Here is a 21,002-nt window from a genome sequence, read left to right as displayed (position 1 = left end):
GGACATGACCGACAAGGACTTCGATGACGACGAGGTCCGTCCCAGCGGCGAGGGGTCGGAGGCACACGCCTCCGACCGCGAGTCGCAGGACGAGACCGCACCGGATGCAGACGACGAGCTGACGGTCGACGACATCCTCGGCGCCATGCAGAACGCGGACGCCGCAGCCGAGGACGCCAAGCTGGCCGACCTCGAGTCGACGCTGCTGAACGACCTCAAGCGACTGCAGGCGGAGTACGCGAACTACCGCCGACGCACCGAGGAGCAGCGGCAGATCGAGATCGACCGAGCCAAGGGCGAGGCCGCCAAGGCGCTCCTGCCCGTGCTGGACGACCTCGATCGCGCACAGAAGCACGGCGACCTCGAGGACGGGTCGGCGTTCACGCTGATCGCCGAGAAGGTCCGCGGGATCGTCGAGCGCATGGGCGTGGTCGCCTATGCTGAGCCCGGCGAGTCGTTCGATCCGCAGCATCACGAGGCGGTGTTCCAGCAGCCGACCCCCGGCACGACCGAGCCGACGATCCTCGAGGTCGTGGAGGTCGGCTACCGCCTGGGATCGGTGGAGCTGCGCCCGGCGAAGGTCGTGGTCGCCGTTCCGGCCGACTAGGGCCGGAAAGGAGCATCCATGGCCAGTCAGGACTGGTTCGACAAGGACTTCTATGCCACGCTCGGGGTGTCCAAGGACGTCGACGACGCCGAGCTGAAGAAGACCTACCGCAAGCTCGCGCGCAAGTACCACCCGGATTCGAATCCGGGAGACGCCGCCGCCGAGGCGAAGTTCAAGGAGATCAGCGAGGCGTACTCGGTGCTCTCCGACAAGGAGCAGCGCACCGAGTACGACCAGATCCGGGCGATGGGCTCGGGCGCCCGCTTCACCGCGGGCGGCCAGGACGCCGGCGGCTTCGAGGACGTGTTCAGCATGTTCGGCCAGGGGCGCGGCGGCGGCACCCGGTTCCAGACCTCGTCGGGCAACTTCGAGGACATCTTCTCGATGTTCAACCAGCCCGGCGGATTCGGCGAGCCCACCGGCGGCTACCGCGGCTACGGCGGTCCGCATCGGGGGGCGGATGTCACGGCCCACACCACGCTGGACTTCGTGACCGCGGTCAAGGGCGAGACCATCACCCTCGCCGGCGAGGACGGCAAGCCGTTCAAGGTGAAGATCCCGGCCGGCGTCTCGAACGGACAGAAGGTGCGGCTGCGCGGCCGCGGACGCCCCTCGCCCGACGGCGGGGAGCACGGCGACATCGTCGTGACGGTGACCGTGCGACAGCATCCGATCTTCACCCGTGACGGGCTGAACCTGCGCGTGACCGTCCCGGTGACCTTCACCGAGGCGGCGCTGGGCGCGACCATCGAGGTGCCCACCCTCGGCGGCGACCCGGTGCGGCTGCGGGTCGCGCCGGGCACGCCGTCCGGACGCGTGCTGCGCGTGAAGGGCCGCGGGGTGGAGACCAAGAAGGGCACCGGCGACCTGCTCGCCGAGGTGCAGGTGGCGGTGCCGTCGCACCTGGACGACAATGCCCGCGAGGCGCTGGAGCGATTCGCCGATCTGGAGCCGAAGGAGAACCCGCGCGCCGACCTGATGGCCAAGGCGCAGACCGCGCGTTGAGCGAGCGAAGCGTGGAGACCGACAGGTCGTTGAGCGAGCGAAGCGTGGAGACTGACAGGTCGTTGAGCGAGCGAAGCGAGACGAAACGCCCGGGGCAGAGAGAGCGCCTAAGTTCAGTCAGCAAGGAGGTGGATTCCGATGCACGATCAGCGGCCCGACGACGAGGCGCCGATCTTCGCGATCGCGGCCGCCGCCGAACTGTCCGGGATGCATCCCCAGACGCTTGCGCCAGTACGACCGGATGGGCCTCGTGGTGCCGGCGCGCACACAGGGCGGGTCGCGCCGGTATTCGCTGCGGCACATCCGGCAGCTGCGCGAGGTCGCCCGGATGTCGGCGGACGGCATGAGCCTGCCGGCGATCGTGCGCATCCTGGAGCTCGAGGAGCACGTGCGCGACCTGCACGTGCGGGTCCAGATGCTCGAGGAGCGCGTCCGCGTCGAGGTGGAGAACAGGCCGGGCGCCCGGGTGTTCGCGGCCGGTTCGACCGGCGCGGTGGTCACGCTTGCGCCACGGTCGGCGCGTGCGTCGCGCCACCGACATCGTGCTGTGGACCCCGCGCCAGGCGCTGCCGCCGGGGACGGATGCCGACGACCAGGGATGACCCGGTCGGAATACGAGCCGTTCGCGTACCGGGTGACCAAGGCCGGTGACGTGCTGATCTCCCGCGCGGGACGTCTGGTCACCACCGTCCGCGGTGCGGGCGCGGCCCGGCTGATCGCGCGACTCGGACGGGACGAGGCATCCGATCAGGCGGCGCTGCAGCGCGTCACCGGCAACTACCGGCGCGGCAACGAGCACTGAGTGATCGAGCGGTGAGGCGCGGGTGCATCCCGATGTGGGATGCACGATGGTACGATGAGAGCATGTCGACCCAGATCGCCGTGCGGCTTCCGGAAGCGGTGGTGGAATTCCTCGACCAGCAGGTCGCCGATGGCCGGGCGCCGAGCCGCGCGGCTCTCGTGACGTCCGCGCTCGAGCGCGAGATGCGCCGGATCCTCGCCGAACACGACGTCGACATCCTCACGCGCTCGGGAACGAGCGACGACCTGGACGCGCTGGTGGACTGGACCGTCACCCACGTCGCGATCGAGGACTGACGTGCGTGAGATCTGCCTCGCGCGCCTCGACAAGACGCGCCCCGTGGTCGTCCTGACGCGCGACGCCGCACGGGCGACGATGACGAAGGTGACGGTCGTGCCGATCACGTCGACGATCAAGGGACTGAGCAGCGAGGTTCTCCTCGGCGCTGAGAATGGGCTCGATCACGCGTGTGCGGCAGCCGTCGACAACGTCGTGACGATCCCGGTCGCGGCGCTCGGCCGCACGGTCGGATTCCTCACCGGCCGACAGGAGGCCTCCCTCGCCCGCGCGGTGGTGCTGGCGTTCGACCTGGATCTTCCGCTCATGGATGCCGCGTTCCGAACGGCTGCCCGCTCAGTTCAGCGCTGAGGTGAGGCGGGCCAGGCCGTCCAGGAAGGTCGCCTTGCCGGGCTCCCTCCGCCATTCGTCCAGCGTGAGCTCGCGGCCGGCGTCGCGGTAGTCCTGCTCGACCGCGCGCATCGCGGCGGTGAAGGAGGCGCCCCGCACCAGCAGCGAGATCTCCATGTTGAGGCTGAACGAGCGGATGTCCATGTTGCTGGATCCGATGACGGCCAGGTCGTCGTCGATCGAGAAGTGCTTCGCATGCAGGATGTACGGCGCCGGGTAGAGGAAGATCCGCACGCCGGCCTCCAGCAGCGTCTCGTAGTACGAGCGCTTGCGCGTGGTAGACCAGGCCCTGGTCGCCGACCTCCGAGACGAACAGCTTGCACCTCGAGGCCGCGTTCGCAGGCTGTGGTGATCGCATAGACCATCGCCTCGTCGGGCACGAAGTAGGGGCTCGCGATGATGACCCGCTCGGTCGCCCCGTGGATCATCGACAGGAACAGGCGGAGGTTGTTCTCGGTCGCATAGCCTGGGCCGCTCGGCACGAGCTGGCAGCTCAGCGGCGCCCCGCCGGCGGCCGCGATCTCGCTGCTGGGCACGTGCTCGGCCCACAGCTCCTCGCCCGTCTCGATCTGCCAGTCGGTGAGGAACACGGTGTCGAGCTGGGCGACCACCGGCCCCTCCACCCGCGTGACGAGCTCCTGCCACTGCAGGCCGCGGGAGATGTTCTTCGGCGCGTTGTAGTGGCGGGCGACCAGGTTCTGCGATCCCATGAACGCGACCTGGCCGTCGACCACGACGAGCTTGCGATGGTTGCGCAGGTCGGGGCGCTGGTAGCGGCCTCGGAGCGGCTCGACCGGCAGCATCCACGACCATCGCACGCCGATGCGGTCCAATTCGGCGAACGTCTCCTTCGAGGCGGGGATCTTGCGCGAGGCGATGTAGTCTGCGAGCAGACGCACGGTCACGCCGCGGGCGACCGCCGCCTCCAGCGCCGCGAAGAATCCCCGGGTGGTGTCGTCCCACGCGAGGATGTAGAACTCGACATGCACGAAGCGCCGGGCCCGCCCGATCTCTTCGGCCATCGCGTCGATCGACCCCTGATAGTCCGGCAGGAGCGTCGCCGCGTTCCCGTCCAGCGCGGGCAGCGTGGTGAGCGACTCGTTCTGCACCGCCACCCGCTTGCAGCCAGCGCGGCCACGACGACGTGTCGGCGCGCGGCTCGCCGGCGGTACGCGCGCGGATCTCGTCGTCGATGCGCGCCTGCGCGTCCCGTCGCTTCTTCGGCAGCCGGAAGCTGCCGATCAGCAGGAAGAGCACGATCCCGACCAGCGGCAGCGAGGATCAGCAGGAGCCACGCCATCGCCGCCGTCGGCTTGCGGCGCCTGGGGATGACGATGAGGGCGGTCAGGTCGATCGCGAGGGTGACGAGGGCGGCGAGGACCCAGATGAGATTCGCACCGAGGAGAGGGTCCATGAGTCGACCTTACGAGGTGGCGGTGCAGCCTCTCGCCCCGATCGGGTGAGCTGCGGAGCTGAAATCGATTTCGCTAGACTGGCGGCTGATCAAGGAGGATCATGCCTCGTGCCCCTCGCTGTGGCCCGCACCATCGCCGTCGCCTGCGGCGCATCGCCGTCGCGGCATCCGCGGCTCTGATGGCCGTGCTCGTCGCATGTTCCGGAGGTGACGGCGTGAGGGTGGATCCCGATTCCGACAAGCCGTTCGTGCTCGGCGGGGTGAGCGCGGTGACGCAGGTTGCCCGCCTCACCGGCCCGGACGCGATCAACGACACGCAGAGCGTCGGCGTGGCCGGCACCGACCTGGGCTCGATGGTCAATCTGGGGGAGCAGACGTTCTTCTTCTTCGGCGACACGTTCGGCGAACGCGAGCCGGACAGCTACGGCGGGCAGGGCGGCTTCTGGCGGTCGAACGTCGCCGCTCACACCACCGACGACGATCCGTCCGACGGGATCACGTTCGACGGGTGGGCGCCGGTGGACGACGTCGGTCTGGCGGCGGCGATGGTCGAGGGGGAGCACGAACCGGACGACACCGGCGAGGTCACCAAGATCCCGACCTACGGCTTCACCGTCGACGGAGCCCTCTACATCTTCTACATGTCGGTGCGGCACTGGGGCGCAAGCCGGAGTCTGGGATGCGAACTACTCCGGGTTGGCGCGGTCCAGCGACCAGGGGCGGACGTGGATCCCGCTTCCGTCCCCGCGATGGCCGGGCGGATCGGACTTCATCCAGGTGGCGACGGCGGCCGTATCGGACGGCGGCCGCGACTTCATCTACCTCTGGGCCATCCCGGCAGGGCGGTTCGGATCGGTCCGCCTGATGCGGGTGCCGGCGACGACGGAGGACGTCGAAGACGCGGCGTCGTACACGTACTTCGCCGGCACCGGGTCCGACGGCGACCCGCGGTGGAGTGACCGGATGACGGATGCCGCGACCGTGCTCGACGGCACGATCGGCGAGCTCTCGGTGATGTGGTCGACGTACCTGGACCGGTGGCTGATGACCTACTCGGATGCCGGCAACGCCTACATCCGAGAGGGGATCACGCCGTGGGGGCCGTGGGGCGAGCCGATCGAGCTGGCCGCGGCATCCGACTACCCGGGCCTGTACGCCCCCTTCATGAACCCGCGCTACGTGGCGGACGGAGGCCGGCGCATCTACTTCACGATGTCGCTGTGGGGGCCGTACAACGTGTTCTGGTTCTCGGCTGAGCTGGACCGCGCTGATTAACGGTCCGGTATCAGCCCATTGCAGATGAAATCGATTTCGTCTACTCTGGCGAGCGACGAGATCAACGGCGACTCACAGTGGTACGCGAGTCACCCGCTCGGCACCACCCGCCGGTGTCAACCGGTCACAGCGACGGTTCATCGATGAGCCGTGTTCCTGAGGAGGACGAATGCACAAGCGTAAGAGCAGGCTTCTCGCCGTCGGCGCGGCCCTTGTCGTAGCGGGTTTGGGGCTCTCTGCATGCTCCGGCGGCGGAGGCGGGGCCGATGCGAACGGTGTCACCACCATCACCTTCTGGCACCGCACGTTCACGCCCCCGGAGAACGCCTGGTACAAGGACATCGTCAAGAAGTTCAACGACTCGCAGAGCAAGATCAAGGTCGTCGACACCGAGGTGCCGGCCGACGCGTGGGACCAGAAGATGAAGGCGGCGCAGGCTGCGGGGAAGGCGCCGGACATCTACACGCACTCCGGCCCGATCCAGGACGCGGTCAACGCCGGCCAGCTGTACGACCTCGACAAGGTCGTCGACAAGGCGGCGCTGCAGGAGATCCTGCCGGCGGCGCAGTCGGTGTCCGAGCTGGACGGAAAGTTCTACGCCTACCCGCTGCTGCAGGAGGCGCAGGCCGTGCTGTTCTGGAACAAGGACATGCTGACCGCGGCCGGTGTCGACGCCGACGCCGGACCGACCACGTGGGACGAGCTGATGGCGGACTGCGCGAAGATCAAGCCGACGCTGAAGGCCGGGCAGTTCTGCATCTCGCCGGCCGGTGATGCCGCGACCTTCGCGTGGTCGACCGTCGGGCAGCAGTACAACTTCGCCGGGCACACCGCGCTCACGGATGACTGGACCAAGCCCGACATCGACAACCAGGGCTATCGCGACCTGATGGCGCAGTACAAGGAGCTGTGGGACAAGGGGTACATGCCTAAGCAGGCGCTCGCCGCCTACGTGGAAGGCAAGGACTTCGGCCAGCAGAAGGTCGCGTTCAAGGTCTCGGGCTCGTGGATGATGTCTGAGATCGGCTCGGACTACAAGGATCTGCTCACCAAGACCGGGGTCGGCGCGTTCCCGAACGCGCCGCAGGCCGACGGGCGGACCGCGACGACTCTGGGCAACTTCAAGTGGGTCATCGACGCGAAGTCGAAGAACGCGGATGCCGCGGGTCAGTTCCTGCAGTGGTCGATCGCGGGCGACCCCGCGAACGTGGTGCCGTTCTTCGTGAACACGCAGTTCACCAAGATCCCGGTGCGCAAGTCGGTGCAGGAGGCGGTTGCCGCAGATGAGGCGGCGGCCAAGGCGCCGTGGTCCGACATCCTGGTCAACCAGATCGCGCCCACCGCGATCCCCGAGCCGATCTACCCGTGGGATGTGTCCCTGGCCGTCGGCACCGCGATGGAGTCGGTGATGAAGGGTGCGGCCTCGCCGGACGCTGCCATCAAGACCGCCGACGCGGCGATCGCGAAGGTCATCCAGCAGAACGACCTGCCCAGCAAGGCGCCGAAGAACTAGGCGCCCACTGTTCGGGGGCCGGGCTCGACCGGCCCCCGAACAGCGTGTCGAAGGGGTGAGAGCATGACCGTGATGCATCCGACCATGACCGAGACCGAGGTTCTGACGGTGCCCGATGCCGGCGACGCCCGGCGCCGACACCGCAGGTACCTTTACCGCGACGGCAAGGTGGCGTACTGGCTCGTGCTGCCGGCGATCGTCCTGCTCGGGATCTTCGTGATCTGGCCGGCGATCTACGCGGCGTACCTGTCATTCCAGGACTGGAGCTTCTACAAGGCCCCGGAGTTCGTCGGCTGGCGCAACTACACGAACGTGCTCACCGACCCGCTGTTCTGGGCCGCGATCGGGCGGGGCTTCGTGTTCGTCGCGATGACGGTCCCGCCGATGCTGCTCCTGGCGTTCGCGTTCTCGAGCCTGGTCGTCGCGGTCTCGCGACGATTCGCCAGCATCCTCAAGGTCTCGATCTATCTTCCGACGATCATCTCGACCGTCATCACGTCGATCATCTTCGTCATCATCTATGACTATTCGGGCGGCCTGCTCAACGCGCTGCTGGGGCTCTTCGGCATCGACCCGGTCGCCTGGATCGGAGACCCGAAGTGGGCTCTGCTGGCGATCGCCATCCCCGCGGTCTGGCTCGGGATGGGCCTCACCTCGCTCATCATGGTGGCCGCGATGATCGACATCCCCACCGAGTATTACGAGGCCGCGGCGATGGAGGGCGCCAACTGGTGGCAGAAGACCTTCTTCATCACGATTCCGCAGATGAAGAACATCATCCTGTACTTGCTCGTCACCGGGTTCGTCGCCGCCATTCAGCAGCTCGACCTGCCGCTGGTGATGACCCAGGGCGGACCGCTGGACTCGACCACGCTGCCGAACCTGTTCATCTTCAACCACTTCACGAACGACGTGAACGTGGGCTACTCGATCGCCGCCGCGCTTGCTGTTCGTCGTGCTCGGCACGGTCTCGGCGCTCATCTTCCGATTCGTCAACTCCGAGAGGCTGGTGGACTGACATGGCCGTCGTCGCACAGCAGGTCGCGCCGGCCCGTCGGCGCCCGCAGCGCACCACGGCGTGGTGGCTCTACACGGTGGGCAAGGCGATCGTCGGAGCGGTGTTCGTGCTGGTCGCGCTGTTCCCGCTGCTCTGGCTGCTGATCGCCGGCTTCAAGTCGAAGAACGAGGTCGTGGCGACCCCCTTCCAGTTCTTCCCGGAGGTGTGGAAATGGGAGAACTACGCGCAGATCCTCGGCGATCCCACCTTCCTCCTGACGATGGGGTGGACGTTCCTGGGGGCGATGCTGTTCACGGTGCTCGCCCTCACGGTCAACTCTCTGGCCGCATACGCGTTCGCGCGCCTCGACTTCCGCTTCAAGCGCACGCTGTGGGTCGCCGTCATCACGACGATGTTCATCCCCGGCATGACGATCCTGCTCACGAGCTTCATCGTCGTGACGGATCTCGGCATGCTCGACAGCCTTGCCGTCCTCGTCATCCCGGGTGCGGCCACGGCGGCGATGATCTTCTTCATCCGGCAGTTCTATCTCAGCATCCCGTCGAGTCTGGAGGAAGCCGCGATGCTGGACGGCTGCGGCCGCCTGCGGATCTTCTTCTACCTGTTCCTGCCCCTCTCCAAGCCACCGTTCGTCGTCATGGGAATCACGGCGTTCCTCGCCTACTGGAATTCGTACGTCTGGCCGATCCTCACCATCACCAGTCCCGAGAGGTTCGTCGTGCAGCAGTACCTCGCCACATTCCGCACCGGCCGGGGCAGTTCCGAGCTCGGCCTGCTCATGGCGGGGTCGGTCCTGGCGGCGGCTCCGGTGATCATCCTGTTCCTCATCTTCCAGCGCCAGATCATCGGCAACATCAAGATGGCCGGGCTGAAGTAGCGCGCGTGCATCGGCGACCGGCTCGCGGACCGCGTGGTGGTGACAACCGGACGTGATGCGTATCGTCGGCGAGACGGCGTCGCCGTTGTGCCTCTCGCCCTGCTCGGCCGCTGATCGGGGTGATCGGGCAGTCCGCCGCTAACGCACGCCGCGGGCGGCCAGCGCGTCGCCGAGCTCGTCGGCGTGCTTGAGCGTCGTGACCAGGTAGGGCACGGCGAACCGTCGGATGCCGACGCGCGCGCCGCGGGCGCGCTGGGCGTCGCGCACATCCCGGGCGATCCGCGCGAGATCCGGGATGGTGCCGACCGTCACGGTCAGCATCAGCGCCGTGCGGGCGGGGTCGAGGCGGATGAGTGAGAGCGGTGCGAGGCCGCGCTCGAGCGCATCCAACAGCGCGGTCACCGGCGTCGTCAGCGCGATCAGCCCGGCCAGCAGCACGGCAGACGTCACCCGCACGGTGTTCACTGCCGCGGGCAGCGGCCCGAGGAACACGAGCTGGCCCGCGACCATCAGCGCGATCACCCAGCGCAGCGACCACGCCTGACGGCCCAGCACCCGCAGCCCGCACATCCCCAGACCGACGAGATGGGCGAGCAGGCAGACGCCGGCCGCGACGCCGGCCGCCCAGAGCGCCGTCGGCAGCGCGAGACCGCGAGCACCAGCGCGATCAGCGACACGAGCTTCGGGCCGGCCGGCATCCGGTACAGCGGTCCGCGTCCAGACCGGTACAGCGTCAGCACGCGAGCGCCTCCTCGTACGCGGCGATGACCTCGTGCACGTCGCCCGACGCGCGCACGGTTCCGTCCAGGAACAGCACGGCCGCATCGCAGCGGCGTGCGAGCGCGAGGTCGTGCGTGGCGAGCACGAGCCGGTGACCGGCGTCGGCGAGCAGATGGTCGGCGATGCGGCGGGCGTTGCGCGCATCGAGGTACGCGGTCGGCTCGTCCGCGACGACGAGAGTCGGCTCGCGCACGAACGCGCCGGCGAGGGCGAGCAAGCCTTCTGCCCGCCCGACAGGTCGTGCGCGGGGCGATCGGCGAGCGCGGTGAGCCCGAAGCGCGCGAGGGATGCCTCCACGCGAACCGCCTCTGCCGCGCGATCGCGGCGCTGCCCGCGCTGCGGACGCAGCGAGAACGCGACATCCTCGGCGACGGTCGGCATGACGATCTGCGTGTCGGGATTGCTGAAGACGACCGCCACTCGACGGCGCAGCGCGGTCGTCTCGCGCACCGGGTCCAGGCCCAGCACCTGCACGGTGCCGGATGTCGCCGGCACCAGCCCGGCGATCAGCCGGGCGAAGGTGGACTTGCCCGAACCGTTCTCGCCGATCACCGCGACCGTGCGCGCGTCGACCTCGAGCGTCACGTCGTGCAGCGCCTCGACCTCGCCGAGGCGCACCGACGCATGCGCGAGTCGGATCATGCGGCATCCGAGCGGACCGATGTGGCGGCGAAAGTACGGCCGAATGCCCGCGGATAGGCACGCACGAGCGTCATGGTGACCGCCGTGGCGACGACGGCCTTGATGATGTCGCCGGGAAGGAAGACGAGGCTCGTGAGCGCGGTCTCGGGCACCGGCATCCGCGTCACGAGTGCCTGGAGCGGAATGCCGCAGGCATACATCACTCCGATGCCGCCGACCGCGATCCCCAGTGCCGTGCGCCACAGCACCGGGCGTCGGCCGCCGGCGTGCACGATCAGTCCGATCACGAGTGCGCCGAGCACGAAGCCGAGAAGGTAGCCAGCCGACGGGCCGACGAAGACGCCGATGCCGCCCCGCCCGCCCGACAGCAGCGGCAGACCCACCGCGACCAGCGCCAGCAGCACCGTCATCGACAGCGCACCGAGCCACGGTCCCAGGATCGCCCCGGCGAGCATCACGCCGAGCGTCTGCGCGGTGATCGGCACGGCGCCGAACGCGGTGAACCCGCCCGGCAGCCCGAGCACCGCGACGATGCCGGCGAACACGGCGACGCGGGCGACGTCGGTGGCGCCGAGACGGTGTACGGCGGGGCGTGCGGTCACGTCGGTCATCTGTGCGTCATCCTCTTACTGAACGGTGTTCACCTGAACGCTGTTCACTATAGTGAGGGGATGCGACTCGGCGAAACCGCACGGCGCCACACGCGCGACGATGTGGCGCGGACGGCGCTGCGGCTTCTCGACGACGTCGGGCTGCCCGATCTCACGATGCGGCGGCTGGCTGCCGCGCTCGAGGTGCAGCCGAGCGCGCTGTACCACCACTTCCCGAACAAGCAGACGATGCTCGCCGAGCTGGCGGAGCGCATCGTCGCCCTGCGGTCGGAGCCCCCGGCATCCGGAGACTGGGCCGCCGACGTGCGGGCCGCCGCGGCCGGCCTGCGCGATGGACTGCTCGCCTACCGGGACGGGGCGGAGGTCGTCGCGAGCACGCTGAGCATGGGACTGGGGGCGGATGCCGCCGCCAGGCGTCTCGCCGAGGCGATCGCCGGAGGCGGTTTCGACGAGGCGACGGTCACCCGGGCGTCGACGACGCTGCCGACTTCGTGCTGGGGCATGTCTCACACGAGCAGCGAGCGGCTCGATTCGACAGCCTGGGCGTGGTGGCGCCCGACGTGGTCGATGACTCGGCCGCCGCGTTCGCATTCGGGGTCGACCTGCTCGTCGACGGCCTGCGCGCCCGCGTCGCAGCGCGCTAGCGCCCCCGGTCCGCGTCCGCGCCTCCGCGTGTGCGTGCGTGCTACGCCTCGGGATCGTACGATTTGGCCGAGTGAACATCAGTCTGCGCCATGTTTGATGTGCACTCGGCGATTTCATGTGCAGTCAGCGGCGCTCGACGGCCGGCGGCGCTCGACGGCAGCCGACGGCAGGCGGCGGCGCTCGGCGACAGGCGGCAGGCGCCAGAGGCGGCAGTCGGGGCAGTTGGTGGCACTCAGGGCCAGGCTGCGGTCGGTCGCATTCCCGATGCGACCGGAGTAGCATCGAGACATGGGCGCCAAGGTGAGCATCAGCTTGGGTGAGGACGACATCGCCGCACTCGATGCGGACGTCCTCGCCGGCCGGTTCGCGAGCCGCTCCGCCGCGGTGCAGCGGGCGCTTCAGCTGCTGCGTGAGAGCGAGCTCGCCGATGCCTACGCGGAGGCGTTCGGCTCGTGGGTGGATGACGGTGAGGCGGCCGCCTGGGATGCGGCGCCAGACGACGGGGTCGCATGACCGGCGACGGCGTCACGCTCGTCCGCCGCGGGGCGATCGTGCTGGTCGACCTCGATCCGGTCTCCGGTTCCGAGGCGTCCAAGACGCGACCCGCGGTCGTGGTGAGCAACAACACCGCGAATGCGGCCGCGGTGCGGACGCGGCGCGGCGTGATCACGGTCGTGCCGATCACGAGCAGCACCGCACGGGTGTTCCCGTTCCACGTCCTCCTCGACGCCGATGCGACCGGCCTCAGCCACGACTCGAAGGCGCAGGCCGAACAGGTGCGTGCCGTGTCGATCGGGCGGATCCTGCGCATCGTCGGCTGGGTTCCCGCCGAGGCGATGACGCAGGTGGATGCCGCACTGCGTCTTCACCTCGCGCTCTGACCGCAGCATCCACTCGCCGTCGGATGCCGCGGTTCAGTCCTGCGGCGCGCGCGGCGGTGTCGCCCCGATGTCGGGGACCGGAGCCGTCCCCAAGTGCACCTCCATATCGTCGGCGCTCGGCGTCTTCGGGCGCCGCGCCGTCGGCCGATCGAGGTAGAACATCGCCGTCGAGGCGATGTCGTCCCGCAGCGGGAGGTACCGCCATCCGCTGCGCCATCCGAGCGCCTGGATGTCGACCTTGGGGATGCCGGTGGCGAAGTGGATCGGGTCGACGACGTGCCATCGGTACATCCCGAATCGCGCTGCGACACATAGAGCCCGTCCGGGCGGATGACCTGCGGCATCCCGAGATACGGCGTCGAGAAGGCGGTGTATCCCTGTTCCGGGATGTCGAAGTTCCACGCGCCGCCGAAGTAGTCCTCGGTTCCGGTGCCGCAGATCGTCGGGTAGTCGGTATCGCCGTCGAGGTAGAACTTGATCTCGCCCTCGCCCCACCAGCCGTTGGAGTTCACGCCCCAGGCGATGTATGTGCCGACATAGTGGCCCTGTCCCTCGATCCCCTCCAGGATCGTGTGCGGCACGAGCTCATCGAGCGGGTTCGATCGGCGCCACTGGGCGTGGAAGTAGCCCTCGTCCGTGTAGTCCGCGCCGGTCTCGTAGGTGATCTGGTAGTAGATCCGCACGTCGACGGTCGAGGTGTTCTCGATCGTCAGCCGGGCGCCGGTCTGGAACGGCATCGGCCAGTACGAGTTGAAGCCGCCGTGGGGATTCGCCGCGATGACCTGCGAATTCACCTGAGCGAACACGCCCCAGCCGTTGCAGAAGAAGTCGCCGTAGGGCACCTCGACGGCAGGCTCAGCGGCGCCGTCCCAGTAAGCGCGGAGCAGCAGCGTGCGCCAGTTGTCGGTGTGGGTGGTGATCCAGATGTGCGTGATCTTGCCGGCGCCGGAGATGTTCGCGAGCTCGAAGGTCTCGCCCGCCTTGACGTCCACGCTGGGCGAGATCTTCCAGCCCGGTCCGAGGTCGCGCGCGCAGGACGCGCCGGTGCCCTCGCGCGCGCGCCCGCCGCCGCCGACCGCGCCGTCGAAGTTCTCGGGCGAGATCGACCGGGTCTGCACGGCGCGCAGCGCGCTGAGCGAGGAGAGTGGGGACGTCGTTGTCATGGGGTCAGCTCCGTCGTCGGGGTTCTCGGTGAGACCACTCTTATGGAATCGATTTCACCACTGTATTGTGGACCAGAGGCGCTGTCAACGCGCACCGATCGCAGAGCGGGAGACCATGGCCACCATCTATGAAGTGGCGAAGCTCGCGGGCGTCTCGCCCGCCACCGTCTCTCGCGTGTTCAACGGCGCGGGTGTCTCTGACGCCAAGACGACCGCCGTGCGCGATGCCGCGCAGCAGCTGAGGTTCAGCCCGAATCGGACGGCTCGGTCGCTGCGTCGACAGGAGTCCGAGGTCATCGCGCTGCTGATCCCCGACATCGAGAACCCCTACTTCACGGAATTGGCACGCGGCGTCGAGGATGTCGCGCAGAATGCCGGCTACTCGGTCGTACTGTGCAACACCGATGCCCAGGTGGAGAAGGAATCGCGGTACCTGCAGATCGCGCTGTCCGAGCACATGGCCGGGGTGATCCTGGCCGCTGCCGCGGACCACACCAATCTCGATGACGTCATCGCCGCCGGGCGCCCCGTCGTCGCCGTCGATCGAGGCACCGGGTACGACATCGACGGGGTGGTGATGGCCAACCGCGCCGCCGGCCGTGCCGCCACCGAGAACCTCGTGCAGGCCGGCTTCCGTCGGATCGCGTTCATCGCGGGACCGGAGCAGATCGAGACTGCGTCCGAGCGCGCCGACGGCTGGCGGTCGGTGATGGAGCAGCACGTCCCGGATGTCGATCTCCATGCGCTTGCGCTACTCCACCTTCCAGGTCGAGGGCGGTCGCAGTGTGATGGAAGAGCTGCTCACCCTGCCCGAGCCGCCCGAGGCTGTAGTGGCCGGCAACAACCTGATCGGCGTCGGCGCCATCCAGGTGCTCACCGAGCACGGGCTCACCCCGCCCCAGGTGGGGGTGGCCGTCATCGGATCCCTGCCGTTCACCACCCTCTCGCCCAGCGTCGTGACGCTCGTCCGGCTGCCCGCGCGTCACATGGGTGTGACCGCGGCTCGGCTCCTGCTCGAGCGCATCAACGGCGACGACCAGCCGGCGCGCACGGTCGTGCTTGCGCAACGAGTTGCAGCCGGCCACGGTCCTCCGCGCACACTGAGCCCCGGCATCCTCGCCCGCTGTTTGCCCGAGGTTGTGCTCGGTTCGCCGAGGTTGTCGCTGGTGCGCCGAGGTTGCTACTTGGAACGAGGACAATCTCGCCGGACGGGGGACAATCTGGCGCGACGGGGGACAATCTCGCGCGACGGGGGACAATCTCGCGCGACGGGGGACAATCTCGCCGGACGGAGGACAATCTCGCGCAACGGAGGACAACCTCGGCGATTGTGGATGAAATCGATTTCGTGTAGCGTGAACCGGGTTCGCGATGACACCGACGTGATCGAGGAGGGATGCGATGCGGTGCACTCTCGGGGTCGACGTCGGCACCTCCAGCAGCAAGGGAGTCCTCGTCGACGACGCCGGCCGCATCCTCGCCACGGCCGTCCTCGAGCACGAGGTGCGGCGGCCTCATCCGGGCTGGGTCGAGATGGACGGCCGGATCTGGTGGGACGAGTTCGTCGCCATCACCCATGAGCTGCGCGCCCAGTGCCCGGACGCCGAGATCGCAGCCGTCGGGGTCAGCGGCATGGGCCCGTGCGTCCTGCTCGCCGACGACGATGACGTGCCGGTGCGCCCGGCCATCCTGTATGGCGTCGACACCCGATCCGGCGCGCAGATCGACCGCATCACCGCCGAACTCGGCCCCGAGGCGATCACCGCGATCGGCGGCTCGCCGCTGACCTCGCAGGCCGGCGGCCCCAAGATCGCCTGGATCGCCGAGGAAGAGCCGGATTCCTACGCCCGGGCGAGACGGCTGTACATGCCGGCCTCGTTCCTGGCGCGACGACTCACCGGGGCCTACGTGCTCGACCATCAGTCGGCCAGCCAGACCTCCCCGCTCTACGACGTCGAGCGCGGCGCCTGGCACGAGCCCTGGTGGGACCGGATCGCGCCCGGGATCGAACGGCCCGCGCTGCGGTGGGCGGGGGATATCGCGGGATGGGTGACGGATGCCGCCGCCGACGCCACGGGGCTGCAGGCCGGCACACCGGTCATCGCCGGCACCATCGACGCGTGGACCGAGGCGGTGAGCGTCGGCGCGCACGAGGTCGGCGATCTGATGCTGATGTACGGCACGACGATGTTCCTCATCGCGACCGGTGCGCACACGCTGCGCACTCCGTCGATGTGGACCACGGTCGGTGCCTTCGAGGGCACCCGCAACCTCGCCGGGGGTCTGGCCACGTCGGGGGCGCTGACCGCCTGGCTGAGGGATCTCACCTCCGCCGACTATCCGACGCTCCTCGCCGAGGCCGCGGCTTCCGGACCCGGGGCGCGGGGACTGGCGATGCTCCCCTACTTCGCCGGCGAGCGCACCCCGATCCAGGATCCGGATGCCCGCGGCGTGATCGCCGGCCTCACCCTCGCGCACACCCGCGGCGATCTGTACCGCGCCGCGCTGGAGGCGACGGCCCTCGGCGTCCGGCACAACGTCGAGACCATGCGCGCCGCGGGCGCCGATATCCGCCGTATCGTCGCGGTCGGCGGCGGCACGCAGGGACAGCTCTGGCTCCAGATCGTCTCGGATGCCACGGGCCTGACCCAGCAGGTGCCGCAGACCACGATCGGCGCGAGCTACGGCGCCGCCTTCCTGGCGGCCACGGCGACCACCGCGCCCGGAACCGAGCCGCGGATCGCCGAGTGGAATCCGGTCGTGGCGACCATCACGCCCAATTCGGCGACGTCCGCCGTCTATGACGCCCTGTTCGACCGCTACCTGCGCCTCTACACCGGGACGACGGATGTCGTGCACGAATTGGCGGGCACACAGCGAGAAGAGGTGTTCGCATGACGCGTCGGGCCCGCGGCATCCCGCACACGGCGACGCGCGCCGCGTTTCCACTCGGCGGCATCGGCACGGGGAACGTATCGCTGGGCGCGCGCGGCGAGCTGCGTGACTGGGAGCTGGAGAACCTGCCCGACAAGGGTCGCCGCAACCCCCACACGTTCTTCGCCATCCACGCCCTCGCGGCGGGGGCCGAGCCGGTCACCCGTGTACTGGAGGCCCGGATGAACGGGCCGTACGACTGGGATGCCGGGGCTCCGTTCGACGCGCTCGCCGGCCTTCCGCGCCTGGATGCCGCCACGATGCACGGCGAGTACCCGATCGTCGAGATCGAGTTCGCCGACGATGCGCTGCCGGTCGACGTCTCACTGCGCGCGTTCACGCCGCTGGTGCCGCTTGACCCCGACGCATCCGGCATCCCGGCCGCCGTGCTGCGCTACCGCGTGACCAACCCCGGCCCGGCGCCGGTCGACGTCACGATCGTCGGCTCGGCCAGCCACACCGCGGGGCGCGGCGAGGGGCCCTTCGGCATGCGCGGTACGCAGACCGTGCGCTGGCGGGACGACGGCCCGGGCGAAGAGGGTGCCGTGCGCGGGCTCGATTTCGGCATCGACCTGCCCGCGGACGACTTCGGCTACGGCACGCTCGCGCTCACGACGACGGATGCCGCGACCACGACCAAGCCGCAGTGGGTCACCGGGTTCTGGCCCGACGGTGCACGCCTGTTCTGGAACGACTTGGTCGCCGACGGCCTGCTCGAGATCGAACCGCGTCTGACCTTGGAAGACCGCCCGCGTGGGCTGTTCGCGGAGGGAGACGCCGGTCGGCCGATGAGCGAGGCGGAGCTGTTCGCCACCTTGCCGCGCATGCGCACCGGATCCCTCGGCATCGTCCACGCGCTGGCACCGGGCGAGACCCGCGACTTCGAGTTCGTGCTGAGCTGGTCGTTCCCCAACCGGCACCGGGGATGGCTCGGCCACATCATCGGGAACGATCCGCACGCCGACGAGGTCGTGCGCAACCACTACGCCACACTGTGGCCGGATGCGTGGGCCGCGGCATCCCACCTGCACCGTCACCTGCCCGCGCTCGAGGGGGCGACGACGGCGTTCGTCGAGGCGCTGTACGGCGGCACCCTCGACCCCGTCATCGTGCAGGCCGCGGGCGCCAACATCGCCGCGGTGCGGTCGACGACGTGCTTCGTGGTCGAGACGCCGAACCCGGCGCTCGGGGCGGGTCCGGTGTTCGCGGCGTGGGAGGGCTCGTTCGACCATGGCGGCTCGTGCGAGGGCACCTGCACGCACGTCTGGTCGTACGCGCAGACGGTGGCGTGGCTGTTCCCGCAGCTGGAGCGCAGCGCGCGCCGCAACGAGTTCCTGCTCGAGACCGACGCGGTCGGTGCGCAGAAGTTCCGGTCGAATCGGGTCTTCGACGGGCCGACCTGGTTCATGGGTCCGGCGGTGGACGGACAGCTGGGCACCGTCATCCGGCTGCATCGCGAATGGCGGTTCTCCGGCGACGACCACTTCCTGCGCGAGCTGTGGCCGGCCGCCGACCGGGCGCTCGGGTACGCGCTGCGCGAATGGGACCGCGATGGCGACGGCCTGCTGGACGGCGAGCTTGCACAACACCTACGACATCGAGTTCCACGGGATCGAGCCGCTCGCGAACGGGATGCTGATCGCCGCCCTCCGCGCCGGTGCCCGGATGGCGCGGCATGTCGGCGACGGCGGACGGGCGGTCGAGCTCACCGCGCACGCCGACCGGGCCGCGGCGCGCATGGACGAGGTGCTGTGGAACGGCCAGTGGTATCGACAGGTGATCGATGACCTCGACGGGCACCGCTACCAGTACGGCGAGGGCGTCCTGTCCGACCAGCTGCTCGGACAGTTCCACGCGCAGTTGAACGGGCTCGATGACATCCTGCCGGCGGACCGCGTGCGCACTGCGCTGTCGGCCATCATGACCCACAACTTCCGCGGCGATCTCACAGACCACGAGAGCACACAGCGCGTCTATGCGCTGAACGACGAGGGTGGGCTGCTGCTCGCCTCATGGCCGGCCGGCGGGCGCCCGGCGATCCCCTTCGTCTACTCCGACGAGGTGTGGACCGGCGTCGAGCACCAGGTCGCGGCATCCCTCGCCGCCGCCGGTCTCGTCGAGGACGCACTGCTCATCGAGCGTACGCGCGCCGCGCGCTACGACGGCGTTGTGCGCAACCCGTGGAACGAGATCGAGTGCGGCAACCACTACGCGCGATCGCTCGCGTCGTGGGGCGTGCTGCTGGCGTTCACCGGGCAGCGATGGGATGCCCCGACCCACACGCTCGGGTTCGCGCCGGCCCAGCCCGGTCCGCTGCGCGCGCTGTTCACCACGGGCACGGGCTGGGGACGCGTCGAGATCGATGCCGACGCGCTCACGCTGCGGCTGGACGGCGGCGAACTCGCGCTGGCCGAACTGCGCCTGAGCGGCACCGTCGTCGGAGTCGACATCCACCTTTCAGAAGGCGATGCGCACATCGCCCCCCTGACCTGACCATTCACCAACGGAGACACCATGAGCTACACACTTCCCACTCCCACGGCCCGCCCGACCGCCGCGCCGAACACGGTCTACCTGATCACGTCGGGCGACCTGCGCGAGTCGGCGAACGTCGCCGGCTGGCCGGTGCAGGAGGCGACCGAGGCGGCTGTCACCGCGGCCTTCGAGCAGCTCGGCTGGAGCGTCGTGCGGCCGTTCGGCGTCGACGAGGAGCGGGGTCACGGGTACATCCGCAGCCAGCGGATGGGCCTGGAGGTCTTCACGAACATCCCCGAGGATGCGCCGCTGGTGGTCGCGATCGCCAACTGGCAGTACTCCCACCACGTGCTCGCCGGGCTTGCGCACGCATCGCGGCCCGATCCTGACGACGGCGAACTTCGCGCCCGACTGGCCGGGTCTGGTCGGTCTGCTCGGCCTGAACGCGGGCCTGACGAAGATGGGCAAGGAGTACTCCACGATCTGGTCGGTCGACTTCACCGACGAGTGGTTCCGGGCGGGTCTGAGGGAATGGGTCCAGACCGGGCACATCACCCACGATGCGTCGCACGTGCACGAGCTGCCCGCGCTGCCCGACTCTCCCGAGACCCAGCTCGGTCGGGCCCTTGCCGACCAGCTGCTCGCCGACAAGGCCATCATCGGCGTGTTCGACGAGGGCTGCATGGGCATGTACAACGCGATCTTCGACGACGAGCTGCTGAACCGGACCGGGATCTACAAGGAGCGCCTGTCGCAGTCCGCGCTGTACGCCGAGATGCTCGAGGTGGCCGAGTCCGAGGCCGACGCGGCGTACGACTGGCTGATCGAGCACGGAATGACCTTCAAGTACGGGCAGGATGCCGCGACCGAGCTCACCCGCGACCAGGTGCAGTGGCAGCTGAAGATGTACATCGCCGCGCTGCGGATCGCCGACGACTTCGGACTGGATGCCGTCGGCATCCAGTACCAGCAGGGGCTGAAGGATCTCGTCCCGGCGTCTGACCTGGCCGAAGGCATCCTGAACTCGACCGAGCGGCCGCCGGTGTTCTCCCGCGACGGCGAGCGCGAGCTGCACGCCGGTCGCGCGTTCCCGCACTTCAACGAGGCCGACGAGGGCGTCGCGGTGGATGCGCTGATCACGAACCGGGTGTGGACGGCGATGGGGCTGAACCCCGACACCACGCTGCACGACGTGCGATGGGGTGAGGAGTACGACGGGCAGTTCGTGTGGGTGTACGAGATCTCGGGCTCGGTGCCCGCCTCGCACCTGGGCGGATGGGACAAGGCCGAGGGATGGCGTCAAGGGCACGTGTTCTTCCCCGCCGGCGGGGCGACGATCAACGGGGTGTCCAAGCCCGGAGAGGTCGTCCTCTCGCGCGTGTACATCGCCGACGGGGCGCTGCACGCCGACCTGTTCCGCGGTTCGGTCGTCGCGCTGCCGGAGGAGGAGACCCAGCGCCGCAAGGACGTCACGAACCCGGAGTGGCCGATCGCGAACGTGGTGCTGCACGGCCAGACCCGCGACCAGTTCATGGCCCGGCACAAGGCCAACCACGCCCAGCTGGCCTACGCCCCCGACGCCGCCACCGCCGACAAGGCGCTCGCCGCCAAGGCCGCGATGTTCGATGGGATGGGCATCCGCGTCCACCTCGTCGGCGACGTGGACCTGTAAC

Annotated in this window: 16 protein-coding genes and 10 pseudogenes; 20 read left to right on the top strand and 6 right to left on the bottom strand. The window is 69.2% G+C overall.

The features are described 5' to 3' along the window. Nucleotides 1–4 precede the first annotated feature (4 nt). The 6 genes and pseudogenes from L2X98_RS08495 to L2X98_RS08470 all read left to right on the top strand — a co-directional run bounded on the left by L2X98_RS08495 (nt 5) and on the right by L2X98_RS08470 (nt 3,062). Nucleotides 5–607, top strand: a complete 603-nt coding sequence (locus L2X98_RS08495; RefSeq protein WP_259612963.1) for a nucleotide exchange factor GrpE — start codon at nt 5–7, stop codon at nt 605–607. An 18-nt stretch (nt 608–625) separates the two neighbouring features. Further along, nucleotides 626–1,612, top strand: a complete 987-nt coding sequence (locus L2X98_RS08490; RefSeq protein ID WP_259612962.1) for a DnaJ C-terminal domain-containing protein — start codon at nt 626–628, stop codon at nt 1,610–1,612. 138 nt (nt 1,613–1,750) lie between these two features. After that, a pseudogene (locus tag L2X98_RS08485) lies at nt 1,751–2,214 on the top strand (heat shock protein transcriptional repressor HspR). Beyond that, a complete protein-coding gene (locus L2X98_RS08480; protein WP_259612961.1) occupies nt 2,211–2,414 on the top strand; it encodes a hypothetical protein in 204 nt (67 codons plus the stop codon). The pseudogene L2X98_RS08485 and the gene L2X98_RS08480 overlap by 4 nt, the downstream one beginning before the upstream one ends. 62 nt (nt 2,415–2,476) lie before the next feature. After that, nucleotides 2,477–2,710 (top strand): ribbon-helix-helix domain-containing protein, encoded by a 234-nt coding sequence (locus L2X98_RS08475; protein WP_259612960.1) that lies wholly within the window; start codon nt 2,477–2,479, stop codon nt 2,708–2,710. Between the two features lies 1 nt (nt 2,711). Further along, nucleotides 2,712–3,062 carry a type II toxin-antitoxin system PemK/MazF family toxin gene (locus L2X98_RS08470; RefSeq protein ID WP_259612959.1) on the top strand — a complete coding sequence of 117 codons (351 nt, stop codon included), beginning with the start codon at nt 2,712–2,714 and terminating at the stop codon, nt 3,060–3,062. Here the strand turns inward: L2X98_RS08470 and cls are convergent. Beyond that, nucleotides 3,048–4,515 (bottom strand): annotated as a pseudogene (cls, locus tag L2X98_RS08465) (cardiolipin synthase). The gene L2X98_RS08470 and the pseudogene cls overlap by 15 nt on opposite strands. Before the next feature lie 101 nt (nt 4,516–4,616). On the opposite strand from cls, the pseudogene L2X98_RS20620 reads away from it, so the two are divergent. From L2X98_RS20620 to L2X98_RS08440, 5 genes and pseudogenes are all read left to right on the top strand, one after another. Next, nucleotides 4,617–5,126 (top strand): annotated as a pseudogene (locus L2X98_RS20620) (DUF4185 domain-containing protein); the annotation flags it as partial. 85 nt (nt 5,127–5,211) lie between these two features. Beyond that, nucleotides 5,212–5,790, top strand: a complete 579-nt coding sequence (locus tag L2X98_RS08455; RefSeq protein WP_259612958.1) for a DUF4185 domain-containing protein — start codon at nt 5,212–5,214, stop codon at nt 5,788–5,790. A 169-nt stretch (nt 5,791–5,959) separates the two neighbouring features. Next, entirely contained in the window at nt 5,960–7,303 is a 1,344-nt protein-coding gene (locus L2X98_RS08450) for an ABC transporter substrate-binding protein (RefSeq protein ID WP_259612957.1), read from the top strand. Between the two features lie 63 nt (nt 7,304–7,366). Beyond that, nucleotides 7,367–8,464 (top strand): carbohydrate ABC transporter permease, encoded by a 1,098-nt coding sequence (locus L2X98_RS08445; RefSeq protein WP_259612956.1) that lies wholly within the window; start codon nt 7,367–7,369, stop codon nt 8,462–8,464. Further along, nucleotides 8,398–9,198 carry a carbohydrate ABC transporter permease gene (locus L2X98_RS08440; protein WP_259612955.1) on the top strand — a complete coding sequence of 267 codons (801 nt, stop codon included), beginning with the start codon at nt 8,398–8,400 and terminating at the stop codon, nt 9,196–9,198. The genes L2X98_RS08445 and L2X98_RS08440 overlap by 67 nt, the downstream gene beginning before the upstream one ends. A 138-nt stretch (nt 9,199–9,336) precedes the next feature. Here the strand turns inward: L2X98_RS08440 and L2X98_RS08435 are convergent. The 3 genes and pseudogenes from L2X98_RS08435 to L2X98_RS08425 all read right to left on the bottom strand — a co-directional run bounded on the left by L2X98_RS08435 (nt 9,337) and on the right by L2X98_RS08425 (nt 11,231). Then, nucleotides 9,337–9,938 (bottom strand): annotated as a pseudogene (locus L2X98_RS08435) (energy-coupling factor transporter transmembrane component T family protein). After that, nucleotides 9,932–10,620 (bottom strand): annotated as a pseudogene (locus L2X98_RS08430) (energy-coupling factor ABC transporter ATP-binding protein). The pseudogenes L2X98_RS08435 and L2X98_RS08430 overlap by 7 nt, the downstream one beginning before the upstream one ends. Then, a complete protein-coding gene (locus L2X98_RS08425; RefSeq protein ID WP_259612954.1) occupies nt 10,617–11,231 on the bottom strand; it encodes a biotin transporter BioY in 615 nt (204 codons plus the stop codon). The pseudogene L2X98_RS08430 and the gene L2X98_RS08425 overlap by 4 nt, the downstream one beginning before the upstream one ends. Before the next feature lie 60 nt (nt 11,232–11,291). Between L2X98_RS08425 and L2X98_RS20615 the strand changes: the two are divergent. From L2X98_RS20615 to L2X98_RS08410, 3 genes and pseudogenes are all read left to right on the top strand, one after another. Beyond that, a pseudogene (locus tag L2X98_RS20615) lies at nt 11,292–11,678 on the top strand (TetR family transcriptional regulator); the annotation flags it as partial. 486 nt (nt 11,679–12,164) lie between these two features. Next, nucleotides 12,165–12,389, top strand: coding sequence for a ribbon-helix-helix domain-containing protein (locus L2X98_RS08415; RefSeq protein WP_259612953.1), 225 nt, complete (start codon nt 12,165–12,167; stop codon nt 12,387–12,389). Next, entirely contained in the window at nt 12,386–12,757 is a 372-nt protein-coding gene (locus L2X98_RS08410) for a type II toxin-antitoxin system PemK/MazF family toxin (protein ID WP_259612952.1), read from the top strand. Before L2X98_RS08415 ends, L2X98_RS08410 begins: the two co-directional genes overlap by 4 nt. Nucleotides 12,758–12,790: 33 nt before the next feature. Here the strand turns inward: L2X98_RS08410 and L2X98_RS22650 are convergent, their stop codons facing one another. Further along, a complete protein-coding gene (locus L2X98_RS22650) occupies nt 12,791–13,048 on the bottom strand; it encodes a DUF2961 domain-containing protein (protein ID WP_259613257.1) in 258 nt (85 codons plus the stop codon). A gap of 77 nt (nt 13,049–13,125) precedes the next feature. Then, nucleotides 13,126–13,920, bottom strand: a pseudogene (locus L2X98_RS08400) (glycoside hydrolase family 172 protein); the annotation flags it as partial. Here L2X98_RS08400 and L2X98_RS08395 point away from each other — a divergent pair. From L2X98_RS08395 to L2X98_RS08370, 6 genes and pseudogenes are all read left to right on the top strand, one after another. Next, a pseudogene (locus tag L2X98_RS08395) lies at nt 13,919–14,593 on the top strand (LacI family DNA-binding transcriptional regulator); the annotation flags it as partial. The pseudogenes L2X98_RS08400 and L2X98_RS08395 overlap by 2 nt on opposite strands. Nucleotides 14,594–14,648: 55 nt before the next feature. Then, nucleotides 14,649–14,933: pseudogene (locus tag L2X98_RS08390) on the top strand (substrate-binding domain-containing protein); the annotation flags it as partial. Nucleotides 14,934–15,321: 388 nt separating this feature from the next. After that, nucleotides 15,322–16,818 carry an FGGY-family carbohydrate kinase gene (locus tag L2X98_RS08385; RefSeq protein ID WP_259612951.1) on the top strand — a complete coding sequence of 499 codons (1,497 nt, stop codon included), beginning with the start codon at nt 15,322–15,324 and terminating at the stop codon, nt 16,816–16,818. Continuing rightward, nucleotides 16,815–17,834, top strand: a pseudogene (locus L2X98_RS08380) (GH116 family glycosyl-hydrolase); the annotation flags it as partial. The gene L2X98_RS08385 and the pseudogene L2X98_RS08380, both read left to right, overlap by 4 nt. A gap of 22 nt (nt 17,835–17,856) precedes the next feature. Further along, nucleotides 17,857–19,347 (top strand): GH116 family glycosyl hydrolase, encoded by a 1,491-nt coding sequence (locus tag L2X98_RS20610; RefSeq protein ID WP_354003022.1) that lies wholly within the window; start codon nt 17,857–17,859, stop codon nt 19,345–19,347. Nucleotides 19,348–19,690: 343 nt separating this feature from the next. After that, nucleotides 19,691–21,001 (top strand): fucose isomerase, encoded by a 1,311-nt coding sequence (locus tag L2X98_RS08370; protein ID WP_259612949.1) that lies wholly within the window; start codon nt 19,691–19,693, stop codon nt 20,999–21,001. The last annotated feature ends 1 nt before the right edge of the window (nt 21,002 follow it).

The sequence above is a fragment of the Microbacterium elymi genome (assembly GCF_021582895.2).
Classification (GTDB): domain Bacteria; phylum Actinomycetota; class Actinomycetes; order Actinomycetales; family Microbacteriaceae; genus Microbacterium; species Microbacterium humicola.
The sequence above is the reverse complement of the archived record's forward strand: the minus strand, read 5'-3'. Positions and strand labels throughout refer to the sequence as shown.